12 protein-coding genes are annotated in these 11,380 nt (G+C 65.5%); 6 read left to right on the plus strand and 6 right to left on the minus strand.

Translation table 11 applies throughout. The annotated features are described in order from the left end of the window. Positions 1-498 precede the first annotated feature (498 nt). The 3 genes from AB0I53_RS23660 to AB0I53_RS23670 all read left to right on the plus strand — a co-directional run bounded on the left by AB0I53_RS23660 (position 499) and on the right by AB0I53_RS23670 (position 2,762). Complete coding sequence (locus tag AB0I53_RS23660) at positions 499-1,107, plus strand: hypothetical protein (RefSeq protein ID WP_358606715.1); 609 nt, start codon at positions 499-501, stop codon at positions 1,105-1,107. Positions 1,108-1,149: 42 nt separating this feature from the next. Beyond that, entirely contained in the window at positions 1,150-1,329 is a 180-nt protein-coding gene (locus AB0I53_RS23665) for a hypothetical protein (RefSeq protein ID WP_358606718.1), read from the plus strand. Positions 1,330-1,799: 470 nt separating this feature from the next. Beyond that, a complete protein-coding gene (locus AB0I53_RS23670; protein WP_358606721.1) occupies positions 1,800-2,762 on the plus strand; it encodes an alpha/beta hydrolase in 963 nt (320 codons plus the stop codon). Between the two features lie 224 nt (positions 2,763-2,986). Here AB0I53_RS23670 and AB0I53_RS23675 read toward each other — a convergent pair whose 3' ends face one another. The 3 genes from AB0I53_RS23675 to AB0I53_RS23685 all read right to left on the minus strand — a co-directional run bounded on the left by AB0I53_RS23675 (position 2,987) and on the right by AB0I53_RS23685 (position 5,527). Further along, on the minus strand, positions 2,987-4,375 hold the full coding sequence (locus tag AB0I53_RS23675; RefSeq protein WP_358606724.1) for an aminotransferase class V-fold PLP-dependent enzyme: 1,389 nt from the start codon (positions 4,373-4,375) through the stop codon (positions 2,987-2,989). A gap of 203 nt (positions 4,376-4,578) precedes the next feature. After that, a complete protein-coding gene (locus tag AB0I53_RS23680) occupies positions 4,579-4,902 on the minus strand; it encodes a carboxyl transferase domain-containing protein (protein WP_358606727.1) in 324 nt (107 codons plus the stop codon). A gap of 31 nt (positions 4,903-4,933) precedes the next feature. Next, positions 4,934-5,527: a TetR/AcrR family transcriptional regulator gene (locus AB0I53_RS23685; protein ID WP_358606731.1), complete on the minus strand. Its 594-nt coding sequence runs from the start codon at positions 5,525-5,527 to the stop codon at positions 4,934-4,936. A gap of 329 nt (positions 5,528-5,856) precedes the next feature. Between AB0I53_RS23685 and AB0I53_RS23690 the strand changes: the two genes are divergently transcribed. The 3 genes from AB0I53_RS23690 to AB0I53_RS23700 all read left to right on the plus strand — a co-directional run bounded on the left by AB0I53_RS23690 (position 5,857) and on the right by AB0I53_RS23700 (position 8,557). Next, on the plus strand, positions 5,857-6,267 hold the full coding sequence (locus tag AB0I53_RS23690; protein WP_358606734.1) for a hypothetical protein: 411 nt from the start codon (positions 5,857-5,859) through the stop codon (positions 6,265-6,267). 100 nt (positions 6,268-6,367) lie between these two features. Then, a complete protein-coding gene (locus tag AB0I53_RS23695; RefSeq protein ID WP_358606737.1) occupies positions 6,368-7,810 on the plus strand; it encodes a carotenoid oxygenase family protein in 1,443 nt (480 codons plus the stop codon). A 348-nt stretch (positions 7,811-8,158) separates the two neighbouring features. After that, positions 8,159-8,557 (plus strand): hypothetical protein, encoded by a 399-nt coding sequence (locus tag AB0I53_RS23700; protein WP_358606740.1) that lies wholly within the window; start codon positions 8,159-8,161, stop codon positions 8,555-8,557. Between the two features lie 110 nt (positions 8,558-8,667). On the opposite strand, the gene AB0I53_RS23705 is transcribed toward AB0I53_RS23700, so the two are convergent. The 3 genes from AB0I53_RS23705 to AB0I53_RS23715 form a co-directional block, all read right to left on the minus strand. Further along, complete coding sequence (locus AB0I53_RS23705) at positions 8,668-9,462, minus strand: hypothetical protein (RefSeq protein WP_358606743.1); 795 nt, start codon at positions 9,460-9,462, stop codon at positions 8,668-8,670. Positions 9,463-9,536: 74 nt separating this feature from the next. Next, positions 9,537-10,898 carry an acetyl-CoA carboxylase biotin carboxylase subunit gene (locus AB0I53_RS23710; RefSeq protein ID WP_358606746.1) on the minus strand — a complete coding sequence of 454 codons (1,362 nt, stop codon included), beginning with the start codon at positions 10,896-10,898 and terminating at the stop codon, positions 9,537-9,539. Then, positions 10,898-11,362, minus strand: a complete 465-nt coding sequence (locus AB0I53_RS23715; protein WP_358606749.1) for a biotin/lipoyl-containing protein — start codon at positions 11,360-11,362, stop codon at positions 10,898-10,900. The genes AB0I53_RS23710 and AB0I53_RS23715 overlap by 1 nt, the downstream gene beginning before the upstream one ends. Positions 11,363-11,380: the final 18 nt, after the last annotated feature.

The following is an 11,380-nucleotide window of genomic DNA, read 5'->3' on the forward strand; positions in this document are numbered from 1 at the left end:
ACCTGCGACCCCTTGACCCCCAGACATGTCCACAAGAGACACTGACCAGCGAAAATCCAGAAACCGCAGGACGAACTGGCGCTGCCCGCTGCCGTCCAGCGCAGTACAACGCGGTTCAGACCAACACGCTCCTCCCACTTTCCTCCCATCGCCAGCGTCAAAGCGGATCACTTGAACACCACTCGACGCGGATCCCATCGCACTGGCCCGAGCTCGCCTGTCCACCCACCTGCTGACACCAGGACACGGACGTCAAGCCAACATGGTCAGCAAAAACCAGTGATGAAGAACGCCAATCCCGCTCGAGCCATCTCCGCGCGTGCGAAGCCGACGCCGAACTACAGGCCCTTCTGGCGCTGCGCGAGGAACCGTCCCCACATACGCGGGGACGGTTCCCACACTCTTACGACCGGTTCCGGCTGTGGGGTTCCAAAGTTGGTCCGTGTCCTCCGAACTGCGGTGACGGTCCGCTTGGCAGACAGGGCTTGATCACGAGCCGTGTCGCTGCGTCTGCTGTACCTGATCTTCATGGGAGTTACAGGCTGGCTGTTGCTGCTCGGCCGCTCGTCGGCGTCCAAGGACGTCGAACTCCTGGTGCTGCGTCACGAGGTGGCCGTGCTGCGCAGAACCAACCCGAAACCCCGGATGGACTGGGCCGACCGGGCACTGTTCGCCGCGATGATCCGGTTGTTGCCGAAGCCGCTGCGCGCACACCGATTAGTCACCCCGGGCACGATCCTGCGCTGGCATCGTCGCCTGATCGCCAAGAAGTGGGCATATCCACACCGCATCGGGCGCCCACCCATTGACCACGATGTTGCCGTGTTGATCGAGCGCGTGGCCAAGGAGAATCACACCTGGGGATACCAGGGAATCCAGGGTGATCTGCTCAAGCTCGGCCACCGAGTGGGTGCCTCGACGATCCGCCGCGTTCTCCAGCGATTGCGCATCCCTCCAGCGCCCATCCGGTACACGGATACGACCTGGCGGCAGTTCCTGCGCACCCAGGCATCGACCATGCTGGCATGCGACTTCTTCCACGCCGACTGCGCGATCACACTCAAGCGGGTCTACGTATTCTTCGTGCTGGAGGTCGGCAGCCGGTAGGTGCACCTGCTGGGCGTAACCACGAACCCGGACGGAGCGTGGATGACGCAGCAGGCCCGCAACCTGCTCATTCACCTTGGCGATCACGTCACCGAATTCCGGTTCCTCGTCCGGGACCGGGCCGGCCAATTCGCTGCGTCATTCGACGCGGTCCTCGCCGATGCGGGCATCCGCGTGGTGAAGACAGGCCGGACACGACGATGTGATTGTCGGACATGGTGAGACCTCAGGTGGGTGGGTGCGGGCAGGACTTGGCCCCGCAGAAGAGGAATGGACGACGACATGGCCCTGCGGCGTCGCGGTCAGCAGCGTGCCGAGAGCCTGCAAGTCCGGGGATCACCCGGAGATGTCGTCTTCACCCACCACGTCGAGTCTCCTTCACGATGACTTCCCCCGAGATTAGCAGCAGCGGCCCGCGCGGGTCGTGCGGAGATGAGCCGGGCGACACCTTTGGGCAGCGGCCGCGGCTTCGCTGTGGAGCCGTGTTAGCTTTCCGCGCATGCTCATCGAGGTGGACATACTCCGGTCGCCGAGCCGCTGACGGCTCGCGACGCCCCCTCTCACCGAACACACCTTCGCCCCCGAGCGTTCCGCTGCTCGAACTCGGCGCGGTCGCATGCTGCGCGGGCTCACCACCACGCGCACCGGTCTCGGCGCGCGGTGAAGGATGTGCTGACTTCCAGGAGCAATCCATGACGCATGAAAAACCTCGGCACCCGTTCGATCCCGAACTGGCCGCCGTGTTGCCGGCGCTCGAAGGCCACGTTCCGGTCGGCATGAGGCCGGACCGGCTGGAGCACTACCGTTCGCTCCGCTTTCCCGGCATCGACGAACAGATCGGTGACCGTCCCGTCAAATGCGTCAGCCACACGATCCCCGGGTACGGCGGGGCGGAGATCGAGGTCTCCGTCATCTCCCGCGAGGACCACTGCAGCCGCGGGCCCGGGATCTACCACATCCACGGCGGCGGCATGGTAATGGGAAACCGGTTCTCCTCCGTTCATCCGCTCATCGATTGGGCGCTGAAGTACGACGCCGTCGCCGTCACGGTCGAATTCCGGCTGGCGCCGGAGCACCCCGACCCGGTCCCCGTCGAGGACTGCTACGCGGGCCTGCGGTGGATGGCGGACAGCTCGGACGATCTGCTCTTCGATCGCGACCGCTTGGTGATCTTCGGCGGTAGCGGCGGAGGCGGCCTCGCCGCCGGAACCACCCTGCTGGCTCGCGACCGCGGCGGCCCGAAGCTCCTCGGCCAGCTGTTGCAGTGCCCGATGATCGATGACCGGAACGAGACCGCGTCATCGCACCAGTACGACGGAATCGGCGTCTGGGACCGGACGAGCAACCTGACGGCGTGGACCGCGGTCTTGGGCGAGCGGCGGGGAACCGCCGATGTCTCGCCGTATGCAGCGGCTGCCAGGGCCACCGATCTCAGCGGCCTTCCTCCGACGTTCATCGATGCCGGCTCGGCCGAGGTGTTCCGGGATGAGGACGTCGCCTTCGCGAGCGCGATCTGGGCCGCCGGAGGTATTGCGGAACTCCACGTCTGGGGCGGGGCCTTTCACGGATTCCACGACATAGCACCGGAATCCGCGCTGGCCCGGGCCTGCGTAGCCGCTCGCGAATCGTGGCTGGAGCGCCTGCTCCGCCACTAGCGGATCGTGATCGGTTTCGACGGCGACCGACGAGCGGCCTGGCGCAGATGACGGCTCACATCGCCGACGAAGCGGATGCGGACACGCCGCTCCGCGAAACGCCATCGTCCGTCAGGGAGGAAGATCGAACATTGGGTGGGTCGAGATCTTGAGAGCGAGTGCGCTGCGCGCGGTTCGGCCTACACGCGCGGCGGTGCTGGCTCCGCCGCGTAGGCCGATGCCACTCAATTCAATTGTCCGGGCAAGAAATCTGGTACCGGTCGAGGATCGGGGTCTGGGGACCACCCCTCGTCGAAATGTCTGTAGGGCCACCGCGGACCGTTGCGGACCAAGTCTTGGAGTGCTCCCAGCAGCCGGTCGATGTGCTCAGTCGTAGTACCGAGGCCGATGCTGGCCCGCAAAGCTCTGTTGTGCTCGTGCCCGCCGATCCGTTCCAGCATGGAATGCACGGCTTGGTGCGCGCAGAATGCCCCGTCCCGCACGCCGACTCCGTGCTCCGCGGCGAGCGCGGTCGCGACGAGTCGCGGGTCCGCGGGTTCGCCTGCGCAGTCGGCGACGTCGAACGACACGACACCGATCCTGGGATGCTCCTCGTCCCACATCCCGAGCTGGCGCACACCGGGGATCTCGACCAGACCCCGCCGCAATCGGGTTGCCAGTTCCTCTTCTTGCTTGGTGATCAGGTTCCAGCCGATATCCGACAGCGTGTCGCAGGCGACTGCCATCGCATGGACGCCCACCACGTTCGGGGACCCGGCCTCGTGACGATGCGGCAGACTGGACCAGGTCACGCATTCCCGGCCTGCATCTTCGGCAACCCGCGCGGTGGCTCCGCCACCGGCCAGGTACGGCTCGGCGGCGTCCAGCCAATCGGTCGCTCCCACCAGGGCGCCTGCACCGAAAGGTGCATACAACTTGTGCCCGGACAGTGCCACCCAATCAACATCCCAGTCCGCCAGTTCCAACGGCCCATGCGCAGCCAGCTGGGCCGCGTCGAGCACGGTGCGCGCGCCATGCGCGCGGGCCACTTCTGCCAACTCCACCACCGGCCACAATTCCCCGGTGACGTTCGAAGCCCCGGTGATCACCACCAGTTTCGGTCCTTCTGGGGCAGCGGCCAGCTCGGCGGCCAGCGTCTGCACAGCGTTCGTCGCGCTGGTCGGCACCCCCATGCGGCACACCCGGGCCCCGGCCCAGGGCAGCAGCGCCGCATGGTGCTCGGTGGAGAAGCGAAACACCGTGGTGCCCGGCGGAAGCGCACGTCCGAGGAGATTCAGCGCGTCGGTGGTGTTCCGGGTGAAGAGCACCTCGGAATCCGGTGTGGCGCCGACGAATCGACGGACCGCTCCCCTGGCCTGTTCGAAGACCCGCGTGCACACCTGGGAGGTGAACCCAGCGCCTCGGTGCACGCTGCTGTACCAGGGCAGCAGTCGCTCGACCTCGCGATGGACGTCGGTCAGGCATGGAGTGCTCGCGGCATAGTCCAAATTGGCGTAGGGCACCGACTGCCCGGTCACCAACGGCACTTCCAGATCAGCGCCGATGACGCTCGGAACCTGCTCGAGCCCGGCAATCGAACTTGATTCGGTCAGCACGCTGTTCTCCTTCACCACCAAGGGAAAGCCTCAGAACCTCTGACCAGCTTCACCGTATCGGTCCGTGACCTGATCGCGAAGTCGTTCCGGGGAAGCTGCCGGTACCGAGATCGAGGAAGCAAAACCATCGTTCCCACCAAAACAAGGCATTTCGTCTTACTCGAATTGCATCCATCCACAGTAGGCAGGCACGAGTCAAGCGCGCTTGCATCGACCGCACCTCACGCACCAGCAGCGGCACGCCGGACGAGTCGCACATCCACGAACCGCCCGGCCTTCGCCGCCGACAGCGAGTCCAGACAGCCGCCCTTGCGCAGCGGGTTGTTGGCGACCACACCGACGCTTCGGCCACCGAGCCGGCCGAGGCCGACCACGATGTTCGGGGCCCACTTAGCCTGCAGTTCCTCGAAATCCAGGGTCCCGTCGTCCTTCTGATCGAGGATGCTGCGGATCACCGGCTTGACGTCGTAGGCGCGCTGCGGACGGTCCAGCAGCAACGCGCGCAGACCTTCCTCGCCCTGCACGGAGTGCAGGGCGAACAGCAAGTTCCTCAGATGAGGCTTGCGGCTACAAGAGCTATCGTGACGCTATGTCCGCCTGCCATCCGCGCAGTGCCGCACGTACGGCGTAATCGAAGGATTCCGTGTCTTGCCGGAGAAGCAAGTCACTCAGTTCTAGGGTGACCAGACCGTGCACTAGTGCCCACAACGCCGAGGCGACTGCCATCGGGTCCTCTTCGACAAGGCTGCCGGTCTTGATGCCGCGTTGCACGGTCTCCAGCAAAGGTTCGAAGGCGCTGGCTCCTGCTCTGATGAAGTCCTCATCCTTCTCGTCGTGGTGACGACTAAAGGTGGCCCGGTAGTAGTTCGGGTCCGCTAGCGCGCTGGCGCGGTAAGCGTGGGCCAGCTGCACCAAATGCTCGACTGGGCCAGGAGCCGGATCCACCGATCGGAGTCGCCAGCTCAACCGACGGAACCCCTCGATGTACAGCGCGCGCAACAGGTCGGACTTTCCACCGAACAGTGAATATACGGCGCTGGTCGAGGTGCCTGCAGATTTGGCGAGATCACGCAGGCTGAGGGCGTCGCTTCCGCCCTCAGTCAGGAGCTCGCCGGCGCGATCGAGCAGTCGGAGACGAAGCGTCTCGTCGTACACCTTCTTGCGTCCCATCCGCAACAGTGTACCATAACAGCGTTTCGCTCCACGATGGGGCGGCAACAAGCAGGCCCGGCAGCGTTCGCCTGGAGTTGTTGACGACCCCGCCGAAACAGTGTTACATAAAGGTGTTATGTCAGGATCGAATGGCGCATGGGGATCCTATGCGGGGCGACTTCCCGTGATCGGTTTGATCATGTCCGTCTCCATCGGTCCCTACGACCCCACAGCGGGCCACCGGCCGGCAAGCGGGGCACCAGATTGCCGACACCCCATGTGTCCATAGGCCAGGCGAATGCCGTTGCGCAACGATGTTTCGAACCTGAGGAGCGGTTTTGCAAGGTATGGAGCTTACGGACGCGTCGCGATACATCGCGGGAGCCGTGCTGCTGACGATCGTCGGGATTGAGTTCGGCGGGTGGTTCATGACCCAGATCGTCCGAGGCAAGGTAGCGATGACCACCTTCCAGAAGACCTTCGCGCGCGCCGGTCACGCACACGCTGGTGTGCTCGTCACGTTGAGCCTGGTGACGTTGGTGCTGGCCGATTCGGCCGGACTGCACGGAGCTTTGGGGTGGCTGGCCCGGATCGGAGTTCCGGCGTCGGCAGCGCTCATCTCCGCTGGGTTCTTCTTCTCGTCAATGGGACGCGGCGAGGTGACGAAACCGAACGGGCTGATCTGGTTGGTGTGGCTGGGCGCGCTCTCGTTGGGAGTAGGCGTGGTCACCCTGGGAATCGGTTTGCTGGCGGCGTGAACGGAGCCCAATCGGGCTTGTGGAGGCGCTCACCAGTGGAACGCTTGCTAGCGACGGACGTGACTGCACGCCAGTCCAGATTTGCACCGGAGGAGTCGATTTGACCACACACCGCGGTCAGTCGGACGTACGCACCGAAGGCTTCAGGAACGCGACCGAACAGCCAGTGCCCACGGAGCTCCCCAGCGAAGGAGTCATTCCTACCTGGCTCGCGGGAACCCTGCTGCGAAACGGCCCCGCTCACTTCGGCGAGGGCCGGACCGCTCTCCGGCACTGGTTCGACGGCCTGGCCATGGTGCACCGCTTCCATCTCGAGGGTGGCCGGGTGACCTACAGCAACAGCTTTCTGGATACGCCCAACAAGAGGGCGTTGGCCGATGCGGGCAAGCTGACCTACCCGGAATTCGCAACCGACCCCTGCCGTTCGCTCTTCAAGAAGATCTTCACCCACTTCTCCACCGACCGCCCTTCGAACTACAACGGTTCGGTCAACATCGCACGCATCGATGGCAAGGTGAGCGGGATCACCGAGACGCCCCTGCCGATCGAGTTCGATCCGGCCACGCTCGAAACGGTCGGCGTCGTCGACTACGACGATCGCCTCCGCGGCAACGTCACGTCCGCCCACCCGGGCGTGCACCCCGGCTCTGGCGACCTCGTGAACTACCTGATCCGCTTCTCCCGCCAGAGCTCCTACACCGTGTACCGCCAGCCCTCCGACTCTTCCAGCCGAAGCGCGGTCGCGGTGATCCCGGTGGACCGTCCGAGTTACATGCACAGCTTCGCGGTAACGGAGAACCACGCAGTCCTGGTTGAGTTCCCCCACGTCGTGGACCCGCTGTCGTTCGTCCTCCGCAACCGCGCCTTCATCAAGAACTACCGGTGGAAACCACGCCGCGGCACCAACATTCGTGTCATCGACCTCGAAACCGGTGAGGTCAACACCCTGCACCTGCCTGAGCCGCTCTTCGCTTTTCACCACGTGAACGCCTTCGCAGATCCCCACGCGCCAAAGCGGCTCCACCTCGATCTCGTCGGCTATTCAGACACAGCCATCCTCAACTCCTTCTACCTCGACAATCTGCGATCCGGGAAACCGATTCCGCACGCCGATCTCATCCGCATCGACCTCGACCTGGAGGAGGGGACTGCTGAACGCCGGATCCTGACCTCGATGGGCGCTGAACTGCCACGCATCGATCCTGATCGCGAGGGCCTCCCCTACCGCTTCGCGTACGGTATCCGAGCAAGCAGCGAGCGGGGCTTCTACGACCGCTTGGTGAAGGTGGACACGCACTCGGGCGAGCATCTCGTGTGGGAGCAAGAGGGGCTTTATCCCGGTGAGCCGGTTTTCGTCCCGTCCCCGGACCGGGATCCGCACGACGAAGACGATGGCGTGATCCTCGCGGTCGCACTCGACCTCCACGGACGCAGCTCGGTACTGCTCGTGCTGGATGCTCGGGACATGCGAGAACTGGGGCGAGCCAGGACACCTCAGACGATCCCCTTCGGTTTTCACGGCACGTTCATCGATCCGCAATAAGAACTCGAAACGACCGAGCCCGGCTCCGCATCCACCACCGGCGATGATGAAGAGGCGGCCACTTGCCCAAGGAGATCGCGGGGGGCGCGTCGCCGGATCACCATGGAAAGGCGATAAACGATGCTCCGCCGTTCTGCGCGCAAAGCGAAGACTCCCCTCCTGCGGCCGGCCCCAGAACACGACGCTTCCTGCGAGCCAGGCCAACGTTCGCCGAACGGGTTCATCGATGCCCCCGGGCCGGGCCGCAGTGCTGCCGAAAGCGCATGGCGGTGGTGCCGGGCCGCCCGCCGCAAGGATCTCGACGCAGCCAAGTCCTTGCTCGCGACGAACGTGGTCCTCCACACGCCGATGACGGACTCGTTCCGCTTCGAGGGGCGGGCGGAGGTCGGCTCCTTGCTGGGCATCCTCTTCTCGAAGCTGGACTACCTCGACTACCACACCGACGTCGGTGAGGGCGCGACCCGCGTAGTCGGCTTTCACGGACGATCGAACGGCATCGAGTTCGAGGAGTACCTCGTCCTCTCGTTCGACGAGCAGCACCGGATTCGACACGCCGTGGTGGCAGTGCGCGGCATGTCCGGTCTCGCTCTCATCTTCTCCACGATCGGGCCTGATTTGCTGCGCATGCACCACTCCCGATGGGGCGCCGGTCTGGCCCGCTTCGGCCTGCCCATCATCACGCGCGCAGTGGTCGCGATGGAGCGATGGCTGCTCCCGCTGGCGGAACCCAACCGGGACCGGGCATGAGGCCACCACATCCCTTTTTCACATGGGCGGCCGCGCTTGGAAGTTCCGTGCGACAGGTGCGGGTAGGTCCTCTTGCCCACGAGGTGTCCGGCCCGCAGCGGTCGTCAGGTTCATCCCACGGGTGGATATGGGTCCGGGAGCACTTTGGCGCGGGCCAGCACGTCAGCGATGCGAGTTAAAGTCTCCTCGCACATGACGAGGTCGCCCTCATCGACCTCGTCCCAAGCCGCAGCGGCGGCCTCGTCGGTGCGGCGCTCCAGGGTGGCTCGCTCTTCATACCCTGCGGCTGTCAGGGTTCCGTCGGTTGACATGAACTCGCGTTCGCACATCCGCTCCTGCGCCGCAGCTCGGTCCTGGTCGGAGAAGCCGCGGAAACGCAACCAATCGTGCGCCAGTCCGCCCGCAGCAATGGCTGACACGTGGGCCTCGCAGGCGTCGACACCGGCGGTCACGAGCACTGCGGCGTGCCCGTCTCCACGGTGCTCGCGCAGCACGGTCGATGCTTGCCAGAGGCGGGTCAACGGGTCGTCCGACCGGGGAAGGGCGCGATGGGCAGCGAACATCGCCCTACCGTGCGACGGCTCGCTCGCCAGAGCCGACTCGATGGTGATTGCCGCCGTCCACAACGCGTCCGCAGATGGCATCTCATCCCCGAGCAGCTCGAACAGCGAATCGCGAGCGCCGGCTTCGCGTGCTGCGAGCACGTTCGAAGCAGAGGCGAATGTCCACGCGCGCGGGAGGATCCGTTCAACGAGGGAAGGATGGAAGCTGAACAACACGGCCGACCCGAGGGCTGCACCGACCGGCCCGAGTGCGGCGACCCGGCCAGCGATGTACGTCATGAGACCGCCACGCAATCCCGCCTTTGCGAAGGCCTCGCGCGCCGGCCGCGCGAAATACGTCACCGCGTGCAGAGGCTCGCACTGCCGCCAGATGCGCCGCTGAACAGGTACCAGTCCTGAGCAGGTGGCTCGGGCCGTCACGGTGCCACCGCCGATGCCATCATCTCCTCGACCAGCCCCGTGGTAGCACGACCGTCGCGGAAGGCGGTCGTGTCAAGGACTTCGCGCAAGAAGGGGATTGTTGTGCGAACCCCTGCACCGCGCACGAGGAACTCGCTCAGCGCGGCCCGCGACCGGCGGAGCGCGGCCTCCCGGTCCTCACCCCAGCAAATCAGTTTCGCGAGCAACGAATCGTAGTGGGGGCTCACCGGCATCCCCGCGCTGCAGTGGGTGTCGACCCGGACGCCCGGCCCGCCGGGGAGTCGGAACTGTTCGAGGTGTCCGGTGGCGGGCCGGAAGTTGTGCTCGGGATCCTCCGCGTTGACTCGACACTCGATAGCATGCCCTCGCAGCACGACGTCGCCCTGCGCGAACGAGAGCGGTGCCCCGCTCGCCACCAGGATCTGTTCCCGGACCACGTCGATTCCCGTCACAGCCTCGCTCACCGGGTGCTCGACCTGGATGCGGGGATTGATCTCCATGAAGTAGGCGCGACCGTCGTCGTCGACGATGAACTCCATCGTCCCGGCCCCCTGGAAATCGACCGCCTTGGCGCCACGGAGCGCTAGCTCAGTGATCCGCTCACGTGAAGCTGTGTCCAGCGCTGGCGAAGGAGACTCCTCGATCAGCTTCTGGTTGCGTCGCTGCACCGAGCAGTCGCGCTCGCCGAGGTGGACAGCCCCTCCTCTTCCGTCGCAGAGGACCTGCACCTCGACATGGCGCGCGGAATTGAGGTACCGCTCGACGTAGACGGAGCTGTCCTTGAACAGCAACTGGGCGGTCTGCCGCGTGGTCCGGAAGATCGTCGGAAGATCTGCGTGCTCGCGCACCACCGAGATCCCGCGTCCCCCACCTCCCGCCGAAGCCTTCACCACCACCGGCATACCGATGGAGGAAGCGATCTCCTCGGCATCACGCACGCTTGGCACCGTGCCGATGGAGCCGGGGAGGATCTCCAGCCCGGCTTCCTGCATGATCGCGCGGACCGCCGCCTTGTCCGCCACCTCCTCCATCACCTCGGGCGGGGGGCCGACGAACGTGATTCCGTTCTCAGCGCACACTTCGGCGAAGTCCGAATCCTCGGCCAGGAAGCCGTAACCCGGGTGGATCGCGTCGCTCCCGGTCTTCAGCGCAGCTTCGATGATCGCGGGGATGCTGAGGTAGCTCGCGCGCGAGTCAGCTGGCCCGATGCACACGGTTTCGTCGGCAAGCTCCACCGCCAACGTGTTGGCGTCCGCTTCGGAGTAGACCGCCACGGTCGAAATGCCGAGATCACGGCAGGCCCGGACGACGCGGACGGCGATCTCTCCCCGGTTGGCGACCAGCAGCTTGCGGAACATCACAACTCCTCGTCAGGTGCGATGCTCACCAGGGCTTGGCCGTATTCGACCATCACGCTGTCGTCCACGTGGACGACCTCCACACGGCCGTCGCAGTCCGCGTAGACCGCGTTCATCAGCTTCATCGCCTCGACGATCCCCACCTGCTGGCCTGCCAGCACGCTGTCGCCGACCTCGACGAATGGCTTCTCACCGGGCGCCGGACAGCGGTAGAAGGTGCCCACCAGCGGGGCTTCGACGGCGACCAGGCCGTCATCCATCGGGACGTTCGCCTCGGCACGGGTCGCCCTGGCGCCGGTTGCAGAGGGAGCAGCGGCCCCGGGGCTTTCGCCCCACTCCAGGTCGATGTGGCACTCGCCGACGGCTGCTCGGACTTGGCGCAACGGCCCCGGCACGCGCGCAACGAGCTCCTCGACCTCACGTCGGAGCGCGCGCAGCGACTCCTCAGCACGTTCTGCACTCATTGAGTCCTCCCAGCTCAT

This window comes from Saccharopolyspora sp. NPDC050389, assembly GCF_040655595.1.
In the GTDB taxonomy this organism is placed as follows: Bacteria; Actinomycetota; Actinomycetes; order Mycobacteriales; family Pseudonocardiaceae; genus Saccharopolyspora.